Origin of the sequence: Gilliamella sp. M0320 (assembly GCF_016101635.1) — a bacterium.
GTDB lineage: Bacteria > Pseudomonadota > Gammaproteobacteria > Enterobacterales > Orbaceae > Gilliamella > Gilliamella apis.
Genome location: NZ_JACFQD010000005.1, coordinates 111005 through 134878 on the forward strand (window position 1 = coordinate 111005; position 23874 = coordinate 134878).

The window sequence follows — 23874 nt, forward strand, 5'->3', positions numbered from 1 at the left end:
AGAATTAGATGAATAAGCAAATAATCCCAAAAGTTATACTTCATGAGCATGTAGAAGGCAGTATTACTCCCTTTATGGCTAAAAAACTAGCCGATAAAAATCATCTACCTTTTCCTGATTCATTGTGTTATCAAATCGGCGATTATAATGAGATCGAGTATAAAAATGGTCGATATAATTATGATGAATCTGACTTTGTTTCATTTATCCAAACCTATGATACTGTTTCTAATTTTGTGAAAAATCCTGACGATTATTACTTAATTACCTACGATTTTTTAAGTAGAAATGCTAAACAAGGGTTAATTTATTGCGAATTATTTCTGTCACCTTATCATATTTGTGCAACAGAAAACCAAGGTAAAGTTGTTTGGGATCAAGCAAGATTTCAACAAACACTAAATCAAATGGATAAAGCGATTATCGATGTTCAAAAAGAGCATAATATAACGGTACGATATCATGTTATTGGCGTACGCCATCTTGGCGCCGAAGTAGTATACGATACATTGCATTTTATCGAAAATAATCCGCATCCATTTATTACTGGATTTAATATTGCCGGCAATGAAAAAGCTGGGCATTTTGATGATTTTGAAAAAGCTCATCAACTTGCTGAAAAATTAAATTTAAAAAAATCCTATCATGCAGGTGAAATTGATTCGGCTGAAAGTATTATTCAAGCTTTGAAACATGGTGCAAATCGTATCGGGCACGGTATCGCAGCAATTGAAGATGATAGCTTGATTAAACAATTAGTTGATAACGAAATCACGTTAGAAATAGCTCTCACCAGTAATCGTATTTTAGTCAATAATTTACATGGTGATATTCATAATCACCCAATTCGACAACTTTATGATAAAGGGGTAAGAATTACCCTTAATACCGACGATGCTGGTATTTTTGGTACCGATATCGAAAAAGAGTATCAGCTAGCCGAGCAAGCGTTTCATTTTTCACGTTTGGAATTATTTGATATTACCCTTTGTGGAATTGATGCCGCATTCGTTGAGTCTAACGAAAAAACACGTTTATTAAACGAAGTTTTATCTTGTTTTAACAACAATGATAAACGATCTTTACAACAAGCAATTAATACTAACCAGTATCATCCGGCTATTATTGCCAGATTTAAAAAATACCAAGATTTATTATTACAACATGTTAATGGATAACCGTATCAGAAAAATAGGAAATAAATATGAATAAAACTCGACTAACCCTAAGCCTACTTACCCTATTAATTTCTGGAACACTGCAAGCAGCAACGGTTGATTTAAGAATTATTGAAACGACTGATCTGCACGGTAATATGATGAATTACGATTATTTTAAAGATCAGTATATTGATACCTTTGGTTTAGCTAAAACAGCCAATTTAATTCATCAAGCGAGGGAAGAGGTAAAAAATAGCGTATTAGTTGATAATGGTGATCTGATTCAAGGTAGTCCGATGGCTGATTATGCGCTTAATAAAGGATTGAATAAAGGTGATATTCATCCGGTTTACAAAGCCCTTAATACGCTGGATTATGTAGTTGGTAATATCGGTAATCATGAATTTAATTTTGGTTTGGATTTTTTACAAAAAAGTCAGGCTGGGGCAAATTTTCCTTATGTTAATGCCAACGTTTATGATGCCAAAACGAATAAACCTTTCTTCAGACAATATATTATTCTAGATAAACCGGTTGTTGATAGAGACGGTAAACAACACACTATTAAAATCGGTTATATTGGTTTTGTTCCACCACAAATCATGCAATGGGATAAACTTAATTTGGAAGGAAAAGTAATAGTCAAAGATATTACCCAAACCGCCAAAGAGTTGGTACCTGAAATGAAAAAACAGGGGGCAGATATTATTGTAGCGATTCCCCATTCTGGCGTTTCTGCGGAACCTTATAAGGCTTTAGCGGAAAATTCGGTTTACTATTTAAGTCAAGTTGAAGGTATTAATGCCATTATGTTTGGCCATTCTCATGGCGTATTCCCAAGTGATGATTTTAAATCACTACCTAATACCGATATTAATACCGGAAATATTAACCATATACCGGCGGTGATGCCCGGACAATGGGGAAGTCATTTAGGTGTAGTCGACTTAGTGATTGAAGGAGACAAATCTAACTGGAAAGTTGTTTCTGGTAAATCAGAAGCCCGCCCTATCTTCGATAATAAAAATAAAAAAGCACTTGTTGATGCCAATAAAAATATTACCAAAGTATTAAAAGATGATCATGAAGGTACCCGTGAATTTGTTGGTAAACCAATTGGTAAGGTATCAACCGATATCAATAGTTATTTAGCCTTAGTCGAAGATACCTCCGCTTTACAGATTATTAGCGATGCACAGATTGATTATGTAAAACAATTTGTGCAAGGTGATCCTGATCTAGATGGATTACCAATTTTATCGGCTATTGCACCATTTAAAGCTGGCGGTCGCAAAAATGATCCGACAGCTTATGTTGAGGTAAAAAAAGGGGATTTGACATTTAGGAATGCAGCCGATATCTATCTTTATCCAAATATTTTATCTGCCGTAAAAATTACTGGAAAAGAGGTTAAAGAGTGGTTGGAATGTTCAGCAGGTGTTTATAATCAAATTGACATTAATTCATCAACACCACAATATTTAATCAATTGGGATAAGTTTAGAACTTATAATTTTGATAATATTGATGGCGTAAGTTATGAAATTGATATCACTAAACCAGCCCGTTACGATGGTAGTTGTCAATTAATTAACCCTGAATCAGAACGTATTGTAAATTTAACCTATCAACAAAAACCAATTGATCCAAATCAAGCATTTTTAATTGCTACCAATAACTATCGTGCTTATACCGGCGCATTTCCTGGTACCGGTGGAAAAAATGTTAAATTTAATTCACCTGATGATTTAAGAGTTATTCTTTCAGCTTACATAACTAATCACACTAAAAAGCATGGACAAGTTAATGTAACTGTTGATAATAACTGGCGAATTGCACCAATTACCAGCCAAACTAATTTGGATATTCGTTTTGAATCTTCACCAACTGATGAAGCTAAAACTTATATTGAAACACATTCATTATATCCAACTAAGTTTGTTGAAAAAGATAATTTAGGCTTTGGTGTCTATCAACTTAATTTACAAGCACCAACAAATTTACAGTCTAAAAACCGATAACATCTTGATGACGACAAAGATTATGACTATGCAAATTGAAAAATTAATCGAACTAGCAAAAACAGCACGTTCTAAAGCTTATGTACCCTATTCTAAATTTCAAGTAGGTGCGGTATTAATTACCGAAGATGATGAAGCAATTTTAGGTTGTAATATTGAAAATGCTTCCTATGGACTTGCTAACTGTGCTGAAAGAACAGCGATTTTTAAGGCAGTATCAGAAGGAAAGAAAAAATTCAAAAAATTGGTTGTGATTGGTGATACTGAAGGGCCTATCTCACCTTGTGGTGCTTGTCGTCAAGTAATCAGTGAGTTTTGTGCTAAAGATATGCCAGTTATTTTGACCAATATGCAAGGCAAAATCCAAGAAACCACTGTTGGAGAATTGTTACCTTGGTCATTTTCACCGAGTGATTTAGATTAGATTTATTATTGAACTATGTAATTTAGCAATATTGAAAAATAAAAAAAGCGATTGATGATAATTAACCAAGATTAGCACAATCATCAATCCAAATTTTGGATGAGAAGAATATAATCCTAATTTGCTTTATAGATATTAAGAGAGATGTGTAATGAGATTTGTAGATATTATTGAAAAAAAACGTGATGGCAATGCTCTAACAACCGAAGAGATTCAATTTTTTATAACCAACTATACCAATGGTTCTATTCCTGATTATCAAGTCAGTGCCCTACTGATGGCGATTTATTATCAAGGTATGACTTCAAAAGAGTGTGCTGACTTAACTAGTGCGATGATGTATTCAGGTGATACCGTTGACCTATCCTCAATTAAAGGTATTAAAGTCGATAAGCATTCAACAGGTGGTGTGGGCGATACAACTACCTTAGTATTAGCACCTTTAGTTGCAGCATTAGATATTCCAGTAGCTAAAATGTCCGGTCGTGGATTAGGCCATACTGGCGGAACGACAGATAAATTTGAAACCGTACCTGGTTTTAAAATTGAATTAGATAAACAAGAATTTATCGATCAAGTTAATCAAAAAGGTGTCGCTGTCATTGGTCAATCTGGCAACTTAACCCCTGCTGATAAAAAACTTTATTCATTACGTGACGTAACAGGTACGGTTAACTCTATTCCTCTTATTGCTAGCTCAATTATGAGTAAAAAACTTGCAGCTGGTGCAGATACTATTGTTTTAGATGTTAAAACTGGTGACGGTGCTTTAATGAAAAGCATGGAAGACTCAGAAAAATTAGCTCATGAAATGGTCAATATTGGTAATCAAATTGGTCGTAGGACTATGGCGATTATCTCTGATATGTCTCAACCGTTAGGCTATGCTATTGGTAATGCATTAGAAGTTAAAGAAGCCATAGATACTTTAAATGGCCATGGCCCTGCTGATTTAACTGAACTCGTTTTAACGCTTGGCAGTCAAATGGTGGTATTAGCCAATAAAGCTAAAACATTAGATGAAGCAAGAGAAAAACTACAAGAAGTGATTAAAAATGGTAAGGCTATTGAAAAATTTAAAACGCTAATTGAGGCTCAAGGTGGTGATAGTTCGGTGGTTGATCATCCGGAAAAATTAGCTAATGCTCCTTACCAAATTGATTTACCAGCGCAAAAAGCAGGTTATGTATCACGGATTATTGCAGACCAAATTGGTATTGCTGCGATGCAACTGGGTGCAGGTCGAGCAACTAAAGAAGATGTTATCGATCCTGCGGTTGGTATCGTACTACATAAAAAAGTCGGCGATAAAGTTGAAATAGGTGAAGCACTGTTAACTATTCACGCAAGTAGTGATCGTATTGATACAATAAAACAAAAACTGTATGACAATATTACTATTAGTGATAGCGCTGAACAGCCACAATTAATTTTTAAAGTAATTACGGAATAGCTTTAATAAATACGGATTCAGGAGGCATCATGCATCGTTTAAAATTAAACAAAAAACTGTCACTACTTGTTATTTTAAGTCTGTTTTCAGTCAATTCATTCGCAGCTGTTGCTACCAAACAGTCTACGGCACCTGCTTGGGAAAAAGACAAGTCCTACTCTTTTACTATTTTACATACTAACGATCATCATGGCCGTTTTTGGCAAAATGATATTGGTGAATATGGTTTAGCAGCACAAAAAACTGTTGTTGACCAAATAAGAAAAGAAGTAGCAGAAAAAGGCGGAAAATTACTTTTACTTTCTGGCGGTGACATTAATACTGGTGTTCCTGAATCTGATGTGTTACAAGCAAAACCCGATTTTATCGGTATGAATGAGGTTGGCTATGATGCAATGGCAGTAGGTAACCACGAATTTGATCATCCGTTAGCAATTATTCGTGAACAACAAAAATGGGCTCATTTCCCATTTTTATCAGCAAATACTTACTTCAAAAATACCGATAATCGTGTTTTTGATGCCTATAAAATATTTGATTTAAATGGTATTAAAGTTGCAGTATTTGGTTTAACTACTGATGACACTATTTTCCTTGCTTCGCCTAAAAATACCGATGGTGTTGAATTTCGTAAAACGCTACCAGAAGCTGAAAAAGTTATTAGCCAAATTAAAAGCAGTGAACGTCCAGATATGATTATTGCGGTTACTCATATGGGGCATTATGAAAATGGTGAGCATGGTTCAATGGCTCCAGGTGATGTTGAACTAGCCCGAGGATTAAAAGCTGGTGAACTAGATATGATTGTCGGTGGCCACTCGCAAAACCCAGTATGTATGGCTAGCCCTAATAAACGTATTACCGAATATGTCCCAGGAACACCTTGCGCTCCAGATCAACAAAATGGTACGTGGATTGTTCAAGCACATGAATGGGGGAAATATGTTGGTCGTGCTGACTTCGTATTCTTAAACGGTAAAATTACCCTCAAAAATTATCAGTTAATTCCAATTAATTTAAAAAAAGAAGTTGATAACGGTAACGATACCAAACGTCTTGAATATTACACCAGTGAAATCGAACAGGATAAAAAATTGTTGGAAACACTAAAACCCTATCAGGAACAAGGTAAACAACAATTACTCATTAAAAGTGGTGAGTTAACCGGTCGTTTAGAGGGCGATCGTAACGTAGTTAGATATCAACAAAGTAATATGGGGCAACTATTACTTAGTGCCTTTATTGAAAAGACGAATGCCGATATTGGTATTATGTCTGGTGGTATGATTCGTGACTCACTTATAGAAGGCGATATTACTTATCGAGATATTTTGAAAGTTGAACCATTTGGTAATAGTGTTGTTTACTTTGAATTAACCGGCAGTGAATTAATCGATTATCTTAAAGTTGCATTAGGCAAAAAACAGGGTTCAGGTGGTTATACTCATTTAAAAAATATTAGCCTAACTAAAACTGGCGATATTATCAGCGACATCAAAATTAATAATGAACCAATTGATTTGCAAAAATCATATCGAATTGCAACATTAGACTTTTTAGCCGCTGGTGGGGATGGTTACCCTATCGTCAACAACTCGCCAACTTATGTAGATACAGGTTATCGAGATGCCGATGCAGTAAAACAATATTTTGAAGCACATTCACCAATTAATGCAGCCGATTATCAACCGTCTAACCTTATTTTAGAAAAATAATTTTACGGTTTAAAACAGAAATATAAAAACTAATAGCACTGATAATCATAATTCTCAGTGCTAATAATTAAATGATTAGTCATAAAGATTTAATTTTTGCTCTCAGCATATAGGTAATATAGAGGTATTTATGAACATGACAGAATTTCAAAAGAATTGTTACGATATAGTGACCGATGCCAATTTGTCACCTAAACAAAAAGCGAACCTTCTCGCATTAGCCGCAGAAAATAATTTACCCTATGTTGATTTAGATAGTGAAACACAAAATGCGCTCAATGAACGGGTAATTTGTGATATGTACGAAGGACATGCACCGTATAAACCTCGTTATGTATTACCGGATTATGCAAAATTTCTTAAGCAAGGATCGGAATATTTAGAACTTGAACCAGCAAAAAACTTTGATGATGCACTAAATATGTTAACCATTGCTTATCATCATGTTCCTTCTGTCACTGGTATGCCGGTTTATTTAGGCTGTTTAGATCAAGTGTTACTTCCTTATGTTGGCAATTTAACAGAAGAAGAGCTCTATCCACGGTTAAAACGTTTTTGGATTATGCTAGATCGTAATCTTCCTGATGCCTTTATGCATGCTAACATTGGTCCAACCGATAATGTGATCTGTCGGGTTATTTTACGTGTTGATCGCGAACTTAAACAAGTTGCACCTAATTTAACCTTTATTTATGACGAAGATATTACACCAGAATCTTTACTTAACACCGCAATTGAGAACATTTGCCACACAGCCAAACCACATATTGCTAATAATATGATGATTAAAAAGGATTTTGATGACAAAGGTTATGGTGTTGTGAGTTGTTATAACTCTCTTCCTGTTGCTGGTGGTGGTAGCACTTTATCAAGAATCAATTTAAAAGAGGTTGCGTTAAAAAGTAAAAGCATCACTGACTTTTTACAAAATACTTTACCTTATTATTGCCAATTGCAATTAAATTTGATCAAAGCAAGATCAGAATTTCTTTATGAAAAATCTAATTTCTTCCAAAATAGTTTTTTAGTGAAGGAAGGATTAATTGACGCTACCCGATTTGCACCAATGTTCGGTATTTATGCCATGGCTGAAGCAGTCAATATTCTCCAAGAAAAATCTAACTTAGCCGGTCGTTATGGCGTCGATAAAGATGCTAATCAACTGGCCACCACTATTTCTCAACAATTAGCCGACTTTATTGACAGCCATACAATTAAGCATGCATGGCAAGGTAAAGCAATGTTACATGCACAATCAGGTATCAGCTCAGATAGAGGCGCTACGCCAGGTTTACGTATTCCTTATGGTCATGAACCCGATCCAGTAACCCATATTATGGCATTATTCAAACACCATAAATATTATACTTCTGGCATTAGTGATATTTTAACGGTTGATGAAACAATAAAAAACAATCCTCTAGCCTTAGTACAAATTTGTAAAGCCGCGTTTAAATTTGGTTTTCGTGAATTTACCGCTAATATCAGTGGTAATGATCTGGTACGTGTAACTGGCTATATGGTGAGATTATCAGATATCAAAAAATACAAACAAGAGGGATCGCGAATTAATACCACCTTTTTAGGTAGTGAAGCGGCCGAAGATACTGAAAATAACAGCTACCTATGCCGAACACCTCGGGTAATCAGTCATGAACAAGTCATGGGCAATCGTTAATAAACTGTTACCCTTTTCTTGTGTTGATGGACCGGGAAACCGGTTAGTCATCTTTTTACAAGGCTGTAATTTCAAATGTTTAAATTGCCACAATCCTTATACCATTTCACGGTGTAAGGATTGTGGTGATTGCGTTACGACCTGTCCACATCAAGCGTTAACATTTATCAATAACAAAGTGATTTGGCAATCTTCAAATTGTCAGCAATGTGATACCTGTATTAATACTTGTAGTTATCAATCCACACCAATGACCTATAACTACAATGTTGAAGATATTCTACTCGAAATTCGTAAATACTTACCTTTTCTAAATGGCATTACAATTAGCGGTGGTGAAGCGACATTACAATTACCTTTTATTAAAAAATTATTTCAAGCAATTAAACAAGCAGATGATTTAAAACACCTGACTTGTTTTATTGATAGTAATGGTTACTTAGCAAAAACTGGCTGGCAAAAAGTTGAAAGAGTCATGGATGGTGCGATGATCGATCTGAAAGCTTGGGATACTCAAGTGCATAAAAAACTTACTGGTCGGGATAATGATCGCGTCAAACAGACCATTGAATATCTTGCCCAAATAGAAAAACTGCATGAAGTCCGGTTTTTAGTGATTCCTGCGCATACTGATTTGCAAAACAGTGCTAAACAACTTGCTGATTTTCTAATAAGACTCAATCCACAAATTAAAGTCAGAATTAATGCTTTTCATAATCATGGTGTACATGGCATAGCCAAAACATGGCCAGCGGCTACACAACAGCAAATCGAATCTTTTGCTGCTAAATTAAAACATTATGGATTACAGAATATTATTTTGCCGAGTGTATATTTGTAATATTTTGAAAACAAGATCATAAACGAAGCGACTAGTGGCAATAACTATCTACCTTAAAAGGTCTACAAGCTCAAAAAATTGAAGTTTTTCGTTTGGCTATAATATTAAGAATATATTAGAGTAATAAATTTATTTAACTAAAACGCATCAAAAGAAGTTTCATTACAAAATATTAGCAATTTTGTAATGAAACATAAAATATCGCAAAATTATCAGTACTTAACACACATAGTAAAAGCGGAATCTGGCTCTACAATAACATTACCTTCAACAGAACCAATACTATAACGCCTTGTCCAACCATTGTTATCTTTTAATTGCGACAATTCGTAAGTGAAATAAAAGTCATAAGCAACAAAGTGTTTTAAAGAATTCGTTATATCTGCCATCATATCTCTTCCTGAATTATCAATACCATTAGGCGCATATGGATACAGTTTTCCCCACTCGGATATTAATCCTTCACCGATAGCTCTTTTATAACCGTTTTGAGGTATATACCAATTTTCATTATTTGTTACACCAGTAGCTAAAAATGAATTGGTTAATTCGGCTCTAGATGGTAATCGGTCGTTATTAGCAGTGCACAACCTTTCAGCGGTATTATAATCTACCCAATTTAACTGTTGTTGGTATATATACATCCAATGATTTAATGAAAAACGATAATAAAACTGAGCTTTAGTCTGATTATTCTTTACCAATATTATAAATTGATCATCTTTTGCGGGAGCATTGTCAGTAAATTTAAATTCACTTTTTGAATCTGGATTTGAACTCCTTGCAGTACTTATTAAAGCACCATTAGGATTTTTAACTAATGTATAAGTATAATTAGATATTGCATTTACGGGTACAATTCTAAATCTTGCTTCAGGAAATGCAGTAGTAGGGAAATGATGACCTGTTGAATCAGTAGCTGAAGCTTTAAATCCTGAATGTAAAACAAATTGATCTGGATTGTAAGCATCTGTACGATTGATAGTATCTGCACCGTACGACAACCAATTATCCGTTTCGCTCCAACCACCTTTTGCAATTATGGCTAATACCCCTGGTCTAATATAACAAATACCATCGTTAGCTTTTACGGTAAATGTTTTTGAAATTTCTTTAGGCTGGGATTCGGCGGGATTACCATACTGAGTTTTAGCAGAAATACTAAAAGTAAGTTTTAGTGTTGAATCACCTTTATAAGTAGCTGAATTACAAATATTACTACCTAATGGAGCTGTTGAATCAGAAGGAATTATATTATTATTACTATCACGCCATTCAGCTGTTACACTATCCACTTTAAAATTATTGCTACTTCCCAAATAATCACCGTCAATATCAATAATATCATCATTAGTCATAGTCGAAAAATCAACATCAAACGAATACATACTTGGTGAAGTATCAAAGGCAACTGATATTTGATTAGATGAACCAGGAGTAATAACTAGAGGATCACTGTTTGGTACCTGCAATTTTAGTTGAATACCATTAAGCGCTTTTGTACCACCTGACACTTGAATCTCAGGAGCATTACCATGAATATACATTTGCGTAGTCACGGAGAATGATAAAATTGCAAATAGATTATTGGAAAAAATCAATAACATTAATAGAAATAATCTCTTTTTGAAAAATAATTTCAAAGAAATTTTTTTTAAAACAACAGTACAATTATTCATCGCTACTCCTCTACTCATAAACTTCTCCGCCTATCCGAATAAGATTATTGATTTGAAGCATTAGTGAATTAACAATTTTTATAAGTTGTTCAAAAATTGTTACCCGTTAATATCAGAGCTAAGACAATTAAAATCGTTATTTTTCTAACAGAAATTCATCCATATCTAATACACGGCTCGAACAAAATAATTTGACTACAACAATTTGATTGTTGTTTAAGACTTAAATCGTAACATCCTAAATTTTAAAACTTGTAAAATAAGAACATCAGACAAAATTTGGAAAAGCTAAAAAGGTAAGACTCAATAAAGAAACTGAATTTGAAAACAGTTAATAATTAATTCAAATTCAGTAGTAACATTATTATATATGATTATACTTTGATAAGGGAATAGTAAAAAAAATTATTTTCCGTTTATTAATACTAATTCATTGAAGAATTTAAAATTAAAGATACTAATTAAGTTATATCTCAATAATCAAAAAGGGGATAAATCCCCTCTTTTTATTTTGATATATAATTACTTGCCTTTTTTAAATGCCGCAGCAAATGCATTCCCCATAGCACTGTTAGTCAGCGTGGCAGCAGATTGATTTTTATTAGATACCTTATTGTTAGCCGATCTGCTACTATCAAGTTTCGGCGTAGCTGTATCATCTAAACGCATTGATAAAGCAATACGTTTTCGGGCAATATCAACTTCTATTACTTTCACTTTAACAATATCGCCTGCTTTTACTATGCTTCGCGGATCATCAACAAATCGATCTGATAATGCTGAAATATGAACTAGACCATCTTGATGCACACCGATATCCACAAAAGCGCCAAAATTAGTCACATTAGTTACCGCACCTTCCATAACCATACCGATTTTTAGGTCTTCCATTGTTTCAATATTATCGGCAAATTGTGCAGTTTTAAATTCTGGCCGAGGATCGCGCCCTGGTTTATCTAATTCTTTAATAATATCCGTTACTGTCGGCACACCAAAATGGTCATCGACATAATCAACCGCTTTTAATGATTTTAGATAGTTTGAATCACCTAAAATATCTTTTAAAGATTTATGGTTTTTAGCTAAAATTCGCTCAACCACAGGGTAAGCTTCCGGATGAACAGCCGATGCATCAAGTGGGTTAGTACCTTCCATAATTCTTAAAAAACCGGCACATTGTTCAAAAGCTTTGGGACCTAATCGTGGCACTTTTAATAATTGTTTTCTATCGGCAAATTTACCGTTTTCGTTACGCCAATCGACAATATTTTGAGCAATTACTTTATTAAGGCCGGCAATACGTGCAAGTAGCATCATTGAAGCGGTATTTAAGTTAACCCCTACCGCATTAACCCCATCTTCAACCACCGCATCAAGTTTTTTCGCAAGTTGAGTTTGGCTTACATCATGTTGATATTGACCAACACCTATCGATTTTGGATCAATTTTCACTAATTCAGCTAATGGATCTTGTAAGCGTCGAGCAATTGAAACTGCTCCCCGAATTGATACATCTAAATCAGGAAACTCTTGTGCCGCAAGTTCTGAAGCCGAATAAACAGATGCACCAGCTTCACTTACAACTACTTTTTGACCTTTGACTTCTGGATATTTTTTCTGAACATCAAGATAAAAACGTTCAGTCTCTCGTGAAGCAGTACCATTACCGATTGCGACAAGTTCAACTTGATATTTTATACATAACGCAGCAACAACCATTGCCGCTTTATCCGCCTGACCGGTATGAGGATAGATAGTTTCGGTAGCAACTAATTTTCCGGTGGCATCAACAACGGCAATTTTAACACCAGTTCGCAAACCTGGATCCATCCCCATGGTGACTTTCATGCCCGCCGGTGCCGCCATTAACATATCGTGTAGATTAGCGGCGAAAACATCAATAGCTTCTTCTTCGGCTCGTTCTCGCAGCGTAGTCATAAGTTCAGTTTCCATGTGCATTAAGATTTTAATGCGCCATGTCCAATTGATCACAGCTTTTCGCCATTTGTCGGCTAATTGATCATTAAATCTAATGCCTAAATGTTCGGTGATAATCTGCTCACAATAGCTTTCTTTAGGTGCTTCTTCATATTGAGGATCTGCATTTAAAGAAAGTTGTAAAAATCCTTCATTTCGACCACGAAACATGGCTAAGGCCCGATGTGAAGGCACTTTTGAAATAAGTTCACTTTGAGCAAAATAATCTCTAAATTTAGCGCCTTCTTCCTCTTTACCGGTAATAACTTGAGAAACAAGGTGGGCATTATTCCAAAGATAATGACGAACTTTAGCGAGTAAAGTCGCATCTTCAGCAAAACGCTCCATTAAGATATAACGCGCACCATCTAATGCTGATTTAGTATCAGCTACGCCTTTTTCTGGATCAATATATTTTTCAGCTTCTGCTTCTGGATTGAGATCTGGGCGTTGCCATAAATCATCAGCAAGTGGCTCAAGACCCGCTTCTATGGCTATTTGTCCGCGTGTGCGACGTTTTGGTTTATAAGGGAGATAGAGATCTTCTAATTCGGTTTTACTAAGTGTTTGAGTGATTTTTTGACTTAATTCGGGAGTTAATTTTCCTTGTTCCTCAATTGATTTTAAAATCGTCTGTTTACGATCCTCTAGTTCTCGCAAATAACTTAAACGACTATCCAAAGTACGTAACTGGGTATCATCTAATCCTCCCGTTACCTCTTTACGATAGCGAGCAATAAATGGCACGGTGCTTCCATCGTCTAATAATTGAATGGCTGCTAAAACTTGTTCTGGTTTTACGGTTAATTCACCCGCTATAATATGGCTAATTTGATTATTTATCATGGTATCTCTGTATATCTTGTCGATTAACGGAATTTAAATTCATCATGCAAAAAGCTAATTATATAACAAGAGAAGGCTACTTGGCACTCGATCGTGAACTGAAATATTTATGGAAAGAAGAAAGACCAAGAGTAACCCAAGCGGTATCTGATGCGGCCGCACTTGGCGATCGTAGTGAGAATGCCGAATATATCTATGGAAAAAGACGACTAAGAGAAATTGATAGACGAGTACGATTCTTGACTAAACGCTTAGAGATCTTAAAAATTGTCGATCCTGATCCGCATCAAGAAGGTAAGGTTTTTTTTGGCGCATGGGTCAAATTAGAAGATGAATTTGGAGAATTGCACATTTATCGTATTGTTGGCGCTGATGAATTTGATCCGAAAAAAAATTGGATATCAATTAATAGTCCTGTTGCTAGAGCGTTAATAGGTCATAAAATTGACGATGAAATATCAGTTGTAACACCTAATGGTAAAACGTATTACGTTATTGTTGATATCAGTTATCAAAAATTAGATGATTAAGTAAATTAAAATAATTTACCGTATTTATTCTGCTACTATGAGAAATTGGCTATATAATTTTATTTAATAATAAATTTAAATTTTTAAACATAATGATCAAAGTTAACCAACTATTTATCTATCCGATTAAATCAATGCAAGGTATTGCATTAACAGTAGCCAATAGTATTGATGGTGGTTTTGAACATGACCGCGTTTTGATGTTAAGTGAACCTGATGGCACTTTTATTACGGCTAGACAATATCCAGAACTGTTGAAACTAAAAACCAAATTACACAATAATCAGATAGAGGTTTCGCTGCCAACTAACGAATCAATAATTATTGATTTTGATGAGTTTTCATTAAGCAATGAAGCCACAGAGGTCTGGGGAAATCACTTCACTTCCCATATTGCACCAATAAAAGTTAATCAATTTTTTAGTAATATTCTCGAAAAAGATGTACAAATACGCTGGATAGGTAAACATCTAACCAGAAAAACTAAACGCTATCCTGATGTACCGGTAAGCTTTGCTGATGGTTATCCTTATTTATTATTAAATCAAGCTTCATTCAATTATCTGGAACAACAGTGCTCGGAAAAATTAGATATTCGCCAATTTCGTGGCAATATTATTATTGATGGAGCTACTCCGTTTGCTGAAGATGGCTGGAAAACGATTAAAATAGGCGAAGTAATTTTTGATATCGTTAAACCTTGTACTCGTTGTGTATTAACCACATTCAATATCAATTCAGCCAAAGCATTAGCTAATAATGAACCATTGAGAACTTTAAGTTACTTTAGAGCGGATCGAGAAGGTAAAATCGATTTCGGCATGAATATGATTGCTCGCAATCATGGCACTGTATCTATTGGTGATAAAATTGAGATACTTGAGCGGCAACCAACTAAAAATTACATAAAAAACTTTCCTAAACAAGCAACAAAAGACTCTCAACCGTGTACAATTACATTCGAAGATAAAAAAATTGTTGGTAATAATCAGCAAACAATTTTAGAACAACTTGAACAACATCATATTTCACTACCTAATTCTTGTCGAGCCGGTGTATGTGGTCGCTGCTCAGTATTATTAAAAGAAGGGAATGTAAAATCATTAACTCAATCAGCAGTAAAACAAAATAAACGTATTCTTGCTTGTAGTTGTATACCAAAAGGTGATATCACTATAGAACTGTCAAAATGAGAATAACTTTTCTTGCAGAACGAGAAATTTATTAAAATTATAATATAGATAAAAGGTTATTATGGATGTTTAGAAAGTTATTTTTATTTATATTTCTGTGTTCGCGCTCTACAGCTGTAGTTTCTTTGAATCATTATAAAATGCGATTTAAGCTTTTTTTCAATAATATTAAATTGATACTAAGATTACCATGTTATAAATGAATAAATGAGTAGAGGTAGCTACTCATTTAAAATAAAATTATGTTAATTAAGAAATAGCTTTTAATTCTAATTGTTCATGCTCAGAACCTATTGAATTTTCTGTTTCTACTAGTGTGTTAACTAAAGCTAATCTGTCATTCATCACTTTGATTGCTTCTGAAAAGTAAAAGGTTTTGTTCATCGCTATAAACGTTGGTTGAGCAATAATACAAAGTGAGGCGTTCTCACCCGCTTCAACCACCAATAAACATATTTGTTGGCCTGTTTCTTGCATATTTACAGTAACAATATCTGCCACTTTAGGCTGGTAGAGCATTGGCTGTTGAGAAAAATACCAGCTTTTAGGCATTTGTGGCTTTAAAAAGTTTGCGGCAACAATTGCATTAATGGATAATTCAATTTTTTGTGAGTCAGTTAACGCCAATGATTGACAGCTATCATAAAACTGGTAGTAAGCCGTTGCATCATCAACTGAAAAAGAAAACTCATTAAATACATCTGGGATTAATATTTTGCTAGCATAATTACAACGAAATAGCATTTCAGATGAAATTTCAAGCATTAAACTGTCATATTCATTATCAAAATACCAACGCCAGCTATCTGTTGGTCGAAAAGCCATTTTCATTGATATTTTATCCTTTCAAATTGAACTAAATTTGAACAAAATATACCATAATTTATATAAAAAATAAATAAAAATTTAAAATAAAAAAATTTTAATTATTTAATTTTTAAAAATTTTATTGCAATTCATCAAAGATCCAAATGATCTAAGTTAGATCCAAATATAGATCTTAATGATCCTTTCGGATCAAATTTAATTTGAATAGAAATAGTACGTTCATATAATTGTAATTAACAAATTTTTAGCATAAAAAAAGGTGCTATTTAGCACCTTTTAGTAATCAGTTGATAAAATTAACTTGCAACATTAATACGCTTCATATCAGTCATATAGCTACGAAGTTTACGTCCAATAACTTCGATTGGATGATGACGAATAGCCTCGTTAACATCACGTAATTGCGCATTATCAACACTGCCTTCAGGGATTGCTTTACCTAAATCACCTGCTTGTAACATTGGCATAAATTTCTCTTTTAATAATGGTACAGCAGCATTGGCAAATAAATAGTTACCATATTCAGCGGTGTCTGAAATAACAACATTCATTTCATATAGTCGTTTACGGGCAATAGTATTTGCAATAAGTGGTAACTCATGTAATGATTCATAATATGCTGATTCAGGTAAAATTCCAGACTCCAGCATAGTTTCAAATGCTAGTTCAACACCAGCTTTAACCATAGCAACCATTACAACACCTTGATCGAAATAAGCTTGTTCATCGATCTTACCTTGATATTCTGCCGCTTTTTCAAATGCAGTTTCACCAGTTTCTTTACGCCATTTCAATAAATTAACATCATCATTAGCCCAATCTCTCATCATAGTAGATGAAAACTCACCAGAAATGATGTCATCCATATGTTTACGATAAAGATCAGTCATGATCACTTTTAATTCTTTAGCTAATGCATTAGCACGTAATTTAGCTGGATTTGATAAACGATCCATCATTAAGGTAATACCACCTTGTTTTAATGCTTCAGTGATCGTTTCCCAACCAAATTGCAATAATTTACACGCATATGCAGGATCTACGCCATCAGCGACCAATTTATCGAAACAAAGTAATGATCCAGTTTGTAACATTCCACATAAAATAGTTTGTTCACCCATTAGATCTGATTTAACTTCAGCAACAAAAGAGGATTGTAAAACACCGGCACGATGACCACCTGTTGCAGCCGCCCATGCTTTAGCAATTGCTAGACCTTCGCCTTTCGGATCATTTTCTGGATGCACAGCAATCAAGGTTGGGACGCCAAATCCACGTTTATATTCTTCACGAACTTCTGTTCCTGGGCATTTTGGCGCAACCATAACAACAGTAATATCTGGACGGATTTTTTCACCAACTTCAACGATATTAAAACCATGTGAATAACCTAATGCCGCATCTTTTTTCATTAATGGTTGTACAGCTTGTACTACAGCAGAATGTTGTTTATCAGGAGTAAGGTTGATAACCAAATCAGCTGTTGGAATTAATTCTTCATAAGTTCCTACTTTAAAACCATTTTCAGTAGCTTTTTTCCATGATGCTCTTTTTTCATCAATGGCTTCTTTACGTAATGCATAAGCGATATCTAAACCAGAATCACGCATATTTAGTCCTTGGTTAAGACCTTGTGCACCACAACCTACGATGACAATTTTTTTGCCTTTTAAAAAATTAGCTTCTGATGCAAATTCATCACGCGCCATAAAACGACATTGACCTAATTGTTCTAATTTTTCGCGTAAATTTAGTGTATTAAAATAATTTGACATTATTCTCTCCATGAGTTGAGTTACTTATAATCAAGTTGTAAGAACTATACCGTAAAAGTATAATTGCGGAAATTGATATATTTAAAATATTATGTTGCATAAATTGCAACATACTTGCTAAGTTAACTACTTTCTTTTACTCTAAGCCACCCCAAATCACTTAACCATTTATTTAATATGGATACTCGTTACAAGCAAGCTAATAAAGAAGCAAAACTTTCATTGCTACTGACTATCATTTACTTCGCTGCATGGGTAATTACTGCATATACTGTCAAAAATCAAACCGGATTTTTGGGTTTACCATTATGGTTTGAACTATCCTGTATATTTGTACCATTGGGTTTTATCTTGCTGTGTTTTGCTATAGTAAAAAAACAATTTAAAAATATTCCACTAGAATAGGCCAGTAAACCGTGCAACTAGATATTATTCTCCCTCTTGTTATTTATCTTATATTTGTATTTGCGTTATCAATTTATGCATATGCAAAACGAAAAAAAATGAACCAATTTACTGATTATTTTATTGGTAATCGGACTATGGGCGGTTTTTTACTGGCAATGACTTTAGCTGCAACTTATATCAGTGCCAGTTCTTTTATCGGTGGACCAGGGGCTGCTTATAAATATGGTCTCGGTTGGGTTCTGTTGTCGATGATTCAAGTTCCAACCGTATTATTATCACTTGGTATTCTTGGCAAAAAATTCGCAATTCTAGCGCGTAAATACAATGCAATAACGCTAAGTGATATGCTCTATTCTCATTATAAAAGCAAGCTAATTGTATGGTTTGCCAGTATAGCTCTTATTGCGGCTTTTATTGGTGCAATGACCGTACAATTTGTCGGTGGGGCCCGATTGTTACAATCATCTGTAGGTATTCCCTATGATATAGGATTACTTATTTTTGGTATCGGTACAGTAATTTATACTGCCTTTGGCGGGTTTAGAGCCAGCATATTAAATGATGCATTTCAAGGGTTGGTAATGATAATTGGCGCTATTTTGCTATTAGTTGCCATTATTTATGCTGGTGGTGGCATTACAAATATTATGGATCGTTTAAATCAGATCGATCCTGCTTTATTAACACCTCAAGGCCCTGACAATTTTATGGACTTCCCTTTTATGGCTTCGTTCTGGGTTCTAGTCTGCTTTGGGGTTGTTGGTTTACCACATACTGCTGTTCGTTGCATGGCTTATAAAGATAGTAAAGCGGTTCATCAAGGCATTATTATTGGTACTACAGTTGTAACAATCATCATGTTAACTATGCATTTATCTGGTGCCCTTGGAAGAGCAATAATAAGTGATTTAACGATTCCAGACCAAATTGTGCCAACATTAATTATAAAGGTTTTACCACCTTTAGCCGCAGGAATTTTTTTGGCAGCACCATTATCAGCAATTATGTCCACCATTAATGCACAATTATTACAAGTTTCATCAGTAATTATTAAAGACCTATTCTTAACGATGAGACCAAATACTAAATTTAGTGATAAAATGCTTACTCGCATATCAATTATCATAACCTTTATTTTTGGTGGTTTATTAATTGTCGCTGCATGGAACCCACCAGAAATGATTATATGGCTAAATTTGTTAGCTTTTGGTGGACTTGAAGCGGTATTTTTATGGCCTCTAGTACTCGGACTATATTGGAAAAAAGCTAATTCAACAGGGGCATTGTGCTCGATGATTTCTGGTGCTATAAGCTACACACTACTTGCTGTTTATAACATTAAAATTTATGCTTTCCATCCAATAGTACCTTCATTACTTATTGGATTAGTTATATTTATTATTGCCAATCATTTGGGCCAAATAGGAAAAAATTATGCCTTGGATTCAACTCAGAATTAACACTACTAGTGATTTAGCTGAAAGCATTAGCGAACAATTAGAAGAATCAGGGGCAGTGTCAGTCACTTTTCAAGATACTTTTGATAACCCTGTTTTTGAACCTTTACCTGGCGAAACAAAACTTTGGGGGAATACCGATGTTGTCGGATTATATGATGCTGAAACAGATATTGACGAGTTAAAAGCAATTTTAAATCTTGAGCAATACTCTTATAAAATCGAACAATTGGAAGATAAAGACTGGGAACGAGAATGGATGGATAATTTCCATCCAATGCAATTTGGTAAACGATTGTGGATCTGCCCTAGCTGGCGTGAAATACCAGATCCCAATGCGGTTAATGTAATGTTAGATCCAGGTTTAGCCTTCGGTACAGGTACTCACCCTACGACAGCTTTATGCTTAACTTGGCTAGATAGTCTCGATCTTAATAACAAAATTGTGATCGATTATGGATGTGGTTCAGGTATTTTAGCCATTGCTGCGTTAAAATTAGGGGCAGCAAGAGTTATAGGCATTGATATTGATCCTCAAGCGATCCAAGCAAGTCGAGACAATGCTGAGCGCAACAAAGTAAGTAGAAAGATTGAGCTTTATTTAGCAAAAGATATTCCTGATAATTTACAAGCGGATGTGGTAGTAGCTAACATATTGGCTGGACCATTGAAAGAACTTAAACCACAGATTAGTAAATTAGTAAAACCATCAGGAGAACTTGGACTATCTGGTATCTTAGCTAATCAATCGCAAAGCGTATGTGATGCATATCAAGCTGAGTTTGTACTTGATCCGGTTATTGAACAAGATGAATGGTGCCGTATAACTGGTAAAAAATTATAAAAAATTAACATTACCCCTTTTAACTTCGAGAAAAAATGCGTAATATAGCCGGCCTTAATTCGCTTAGTATCGGAAAGGTCAACTTAAAAAACAATCTGATTGCAGCCCCCATGGCAGGAATAAGTGACAAACCGTTTCGCAACTTATGTCACAAATTTGGTGCAGGGATGACTGTCTCTGAAATGTTTTTAGCAAATTCTGACGTTTGGCATACTGATAAATCAGCATTAAGAATGATTTCAAGTGATGATGTCGGTATACGTGCAGTTCAAATCGTTGGCTCAGACCCGGATGAAATGGCAAGAGCTGCTGAATTTAACGTCAAGCATGGCGCTCAGTTAATTGACATCAATATGGGATGTCCGGCTAAAAAAGTGAATAAAAAATTAGCTGGATCTGCTTTAATGCAGTATCCAGAACTGATAAAAACTATTTTGCAGAAAGTTGTTGGTGCTGTTGATGTACCAGTAACATTAAAAACTCGGACTGGATGGGATAAAAATAATAGAAATTGCATTGAAATCGCACAAATTGCGCAAGATTGTGGCATAAAGGCCATTACTATTCATGGGCGAAGTCGTGCATGCTTATTCAATGGAAAGGCCGAATATGAATCCATTAAAGCAGTTAAAGAAAAGGTAACTATTCCGGTAATTGCCAATGGTGATATTTGTACCCCAGAACAAGCAAAAGATGTTTTTAAATATACGCAAGCTGATGGTATAATGATCGGCCGAGCGGCACAAGGGCGACCTTGGATATTTGAAGAAATTGCATTCTATTTAGCACACGGACAGTTAAAGAAAAATAAGTCAATTGATGAAGTTGAGCAAATAGTGTTAACACACCTTGAAGAACTTTATCAATTCTATGGAGAATACAAAGGATTACGGATTGCCAGAAAGCATGTAAATTGGTATACCAAGAACTATGCTGGCAGTGATCAATTCAGGCGCTTATTTAGTGTACTTAGCAATACAAGTGAGCAAGTAAAAACACTAAAAGCATTTTTTAGTCAAATTAGAAACAAATAAAAGAGTTAAATATACTATGTCAGAACAACGCGTTACAGCTGCAGCACTTAAATTTACAACTGTAAACTCACAAGACCAAATAACACAAAAACCTTTGCGGGATTCGGTAAAACAAGCTTTAAAAAACTATTTATCACAATTAAATGGTGAAGATCCTACTGATCTATACGAATTAGTGTTAGCTGAAGTTGAACACCCATTCCTTGATATGGTTATGCAATATACTCGTGGCAATCAAACTCGAGCAGCAAATATGCTTGGTATCAACCGTGGTACTTTACGCAAAAAATTAAAACAATATGGAATGAGTTAGTCGATACTTAAACATATATTGTTAGATAATTTAAAAGCGCCTAATCAATAAGGCGCTTTTTGTTTGTTAATTTTTTTCCTATGCTATATTTCTCTTTGTTGATAAGAAATAAAAATTAAATTTACCTTTTGATGAAAATCAGTTCATTTCATTTTCATACTTTAAGTGTAAATAAGAAAAATTCTGATTATATTCAAGTATAAAATCAATAAATAGATTGATAATGAACTTTAGTTAAAAGTTTGTTAAAATAGCACGATTTTTAAATTATTTAATCTGGAGAATTTTATGGCAGGTCATAGTAAATGGGCCAATACCAAACATCGCAAAGCAGCTCAAGATGCTAAGCGCGGTAAAATCTTTACCAAAATTATTCGCGAACTTGTAACCGCAGCAAAACTTGGTGGTGGCGATCCAGCGTCTAACCCTCGTCTACGTGCTGCTATGGACAAAGCATTATCTAACAACATGACTCGAGATACCATGAACAGAGCAATTGCTCGTGGTGTCGGTGGTGAAGATGATACAAATATGGAAACTATCATCTATGAAGGTTATGGACCTGCAGGTACTGCAGTAATGGTTGAATGCTTAAGTGACAACCGAAACCGAACTGTATCTGAAGTTCGTCACGCTTTTACTAAAACTGGTGGTAACTTAGGTACTGATGGTTCAGTGTCTTATTTATTTACTAAAAAAGGTGTGATCTCTTATCCTGCTGGAACTGATGAAGATCAAGTAATGGATGCTGCGCTTGAAGCTGGTGCGGATGATGTGGTTACTTATGATGATGGTGCAATTGATGTATTTACTACACCAGAATCATTCGGTGAAGTTAAAGATGCACTTGATGCAGCCGGTTTAGTAGCTGAATCTGCCGAAGTTTCAATGATTCCAGCAACCAAAGTTGATCTTGATATTGAGTCTGCACCAAAACTACTACGTCTTATCGACATGCTTGAAGATTGTGATGATGTTCAAGAGGTTTATCATAACGGAGAAGTGTCAGACGAAGTTGCTGCAACACTCTAATGACTATCATTCTGGGTATTGACCCAGGCTCTCGTTTGACGGGTTATGGCGTAATTCGTCAGACGGGACGACAACTTACCTATCTTGGCAGTGGCTGTATTCGCACTGCTGTCGATGATTTACCCACACGATTAAAACGTGTCTATGCAGGTGTAAGTGAAATTATTCTTCAATTTCAACCGGACATGTTTGCTATAGAACAAGTCTTTATGGCACGTAATGCCGATTCTGCTTTAAAATTAGGCCAAGCACGAGGATCTGCAATTGTTGCTGCAGTCAATCATGATTTACCTGTTTTTGAATATGCTGCTCGCTTGGTTAAGCAAAGTGTGGTTGGCACTGGGGCTGCCGACAAAAAACAAGTTCAACATATGGTTAAACTACTATTGAAATTACCAGCAAGTCCTCAGGCGGATGCGGCAGATGCACTAGCCATAGCAATTACCCATGCCCATATGAGTCAACAATTAATCAAATCACATAGATAACCTGAAACTATTCTTTATTAATGTCCTGCTTTTATAGCCTAAAAACCCCTTTCCTCAACTTTTATTTCAACCGAATAAAAACATTAAATTAAAATATCAAATAAGCAATCAATTAAAAGTTAGATAAAAAAAAGCACCAATATTATTGGTGCTTCAAGTTCATATTAATTATTCATTA

19 protein-coding genes and 1 pseudogene are annotated in these 23874 nt (G+C 34.8%); 16 read left to right on the forward strand and 4 right to left on the reverse strand.

The window, feature by feature from the left end; all coding sequences use genetic code 11:
• Positions 1-8 precede the first annotated feature (8 nt).
• From add to H3T83_RS07745, 7 genes are all read left to right on the forward strand, one after another.
• On the forward strand, positions 9-1178 hold the full coding sequence (add, locus tag H3T83_RS07715; RefSeq protein ID WP_081300009.1) for an adenosine deaminase: 1170 nt from the start codon (positions 9-11) through the stop codon (positions 1176-1178).
• Positions 1179-1204: 26 nt separating this feature from the next.
• The gene (locus tag H3T83_RS07720; protein ID WP_198215479.1) at positions 1205-3181 is read left to right on the forward strand and encodes a bifunctional 2',3'-cyclic-nucleotide 2'-phosphodiesterase/3'-nucleotidase; all 1977 of its coding nucleotides are present in this window, start codon (positions 1205-1207) and stop codon (positions 3179-3181) included.
• 7 nt (positions 3182-3188) lie between these two features.
• Positions 3189-3605: a cytidine deaminase gene (locus tag H3T83_RS07725; protein WP_305040921.1), complete on the forward strand. Its 417-nt coding sequence runs from the start codon at positions 3189-3191 to the stop codon at positions 3603-3605.
• A 151-nt stretch (positions 3606-3756) separates the two neighbouring features.
• Positions 3757-5058, forward strand: coding sequence for a pyrimidine-nucleoside phosphorylase (locus H3T83_RS07730; RefSeq protein ID WP_198215480.1), 1302 nt, complete (start codon positions 3757-3759; stop codon positions 5056-5058).
• A gap of 29 nt (positions 5059-5087) precedes the next feature.
• Positions 5088-6773 (forward strand): bifunctional UDP-sugar hydrolase/5'-nucleotidase UshA, encoded by a 1686-nt coding sequence (ushA, locus tag H3T83_RS07735; protein ID WP_198215481.1) that lies wholly within the window; start codon positions 5088-5090, stop codon positions 6771-6773.
• A 130-nt stretch (positions 6774-6903) separates the two neighbouring features.
• Entirely contained in the window at positions 6904-8451 is a 1548-nt protein-coding gene (locus H3T83_RS07740; protein WP_198215482.1) for a YjjI family glycine radical enzyme, read from the forward strand.
• Positions 8426-9292, forward strand: coding sequence for a YjjW family glycine radical enzyme activase (locus tag H3T83_RS07745; protein ID WP_198215483.1), 867 nt, complete (start codon positions 8426-8428; stop codon positions 9290-9292). The genes H3T83_RS07740 and H3T83_RS07745 overlap by 26 nt, the downstream gene beginning before the upstream one ends.
• 212 nt (positions 9293-9504) lie before the next feature.
• Here H3T83_RS07745 and H3T83_RS07750 read toward each other — a convergent pair whose 3' ends face one another.
• Together H3T83_RS07750 and H3T83_RS07755 are read right to left on the reverse strand one after the other, a co-directional pair.
• Positions 9505-10989, reverse strand: coding sequence for a hypothetical protein (locus tag H3T83_RS07750; protein ID WP_198215484.1), 1485 nt, complete (start codon positions 10987-10989; stop codon positions 9505-9507).
• A 635-nt stretch (positions 10990-11624) separates the two neighbouring features.
• Positions 11625-13794, reverse strand: a pseudogene (locus H3T83_RS07755) (Tex family protein); the annotation flags it as partial.
• Positions 13795-13838: 44 nt separating this feature from the next.
• On the opposite strand from H3T83_RS07755, the gene greB reads away from it, so the two are divergent.
• Together greB and H3T83_RS07765 are read left to right on the forward strand one after the other, a co-directional pair.
• Positions 13839-14324: a transcription elongation factor GreB gene (greB, locus tag H3T83_RS07760; RefSeq protein ID WP_198215486.1), complete on the forward strand. Its 486-nt coding sequence runs from the start codon at positions 13839-13841 to the stop codon at positions 14322-14324.
• A gap of 92 nt (positions 14325-14416) precedes the next feature.
• Positions 14417-15517: a YcbX family protein gene (locus H3T83_RS07765; protein WP_198215487.1), complete on the forward strand. Its 1101-nt coding sequence runs from the start codon at positions 14417-14419 to the stop codon at positions 15515-15517.
• 249 nt (positions 15518-15766) lie between these two features.
• Here H3T83_RS07765 and H3T83_RS07770 read toward each other — a convergent pair whose 3' ends face one another.
• Entirely contained in the window at positions 15767-16348 is a 582-nt protein-coding gene (locus tag H3T83_RS07770) for a cell division protein ZapC (protein ID WP_081300010.1), read from the reverse strand.
• Positions 16349-16641: 293 nt separating this feature from the next.
• The gene (ilvC, locus tag H3T83_RS07775; protein WP_065650927.1) at positions 16642-18120 is read right to left on the reverse strand and encodes a ketol-acid reductoisomerase; all 1479 of its coding nucleotides are present in this window, start codon (positions 18118-18120) and stop codon (positions 16642-16644) included.
• 177 nt (positions 18121-18297) lie between these two features.
• Here ilvC and H3T83_RS07780 point away from each other — a divergent pair, with 177 nt between their 5' ends.
• The 7 genes from H3T83_RS07780 to ruvC all read left to right on the forward strand — a co-directional run bounded on the left by H3T83_RS07780 (position 18298) and on the right by ruvC (position 23696).
• Positions 18298-18525 carry a YhdT family protein gene (locus H3T83_RS07780; protein WP_034901581.1) on the forward strand — a complete coding sequence of 76 codons (228 nt, stop codon included), beginning with the start codon at positions 18298-18300 and terminating at the stop codon, positions 18523-18525.
• Between the two features lie 11 nt (positions 18526-18536).
• Complete coding sequence (panF, locus tag H3T83_RS07785; protein WP_198215488.1) at positions 18537-19988, forward strand: sodium/pantothenate symporter; 1452 nt, start codon at positions 18537-18539, stop codon at positions 19986-19988.
• Complete coding sequence (gene prmA, locus H3T83_RS07790; protein WP_198215489.1) at positions 19963-20829, forward strand: 50S ribosomal protein L11 methyltransferase; 867 nt, start codon at positions 19963-19965, stop codon at positions 20827-20829. The genes panF and prmA overlap by 26 nt, the downstream gene beginning before the upstream one ends.
• Positions 20830-20864: 35 nt before the next feature.
• Positions 20865-21863, forward strand: a complete 999-nt coding sequence (gene dusB / locus H3T83_RS07795; RefSeq protein WP_082205056.1) for a tRNA dihydrouridine synthase DusB — start codon at positions 20865-20867, stop codon at positions 21861-21863.
• A 16-nt stretch (positions 21864-21879) separates the two neighbouring features.
• Positions 21880-22176 (forward strand): DNA-binding transcriptional regulator Fis, encoded by a 297-nt coding sequence (gene fis, locus H3T83_RS07800; protein ID WP_034883623.1) that lies wholly within the window; start codon positions 21880-21882, stop codon positions 22174-22176.
• A 288-nt stretch (positions 22177-22464) separates the two neighbouring features.
• A complete protein-coding gene (locus tag H3T83_RS07805) occupies positions 22465-23208 on the forward strand; it encodes a YebC/PmpR family DNA-binding transcriptional regulator (protein ID WP_034901594.1) in 744 nt (247 codons plus the stop codon).
• The gene (gene ruvC, locus H3T83_RS07810; protein WP_034901596.1) at positions 23208-23696 is read left to right on the forward strand and encodes a crossover junction endodeoxyribonuclease RuvC; all 489 of its coding nucleotides are present in this window, start codon (positions 23208-23210) and stop codon (positions 23694-23696) included. Before H3T83_RS07805 ends, ruvC begins: the two co-directional genes overlap by 1 nt.
• Positions 23697-23874 lie beyond the last annotated feature (178 nt).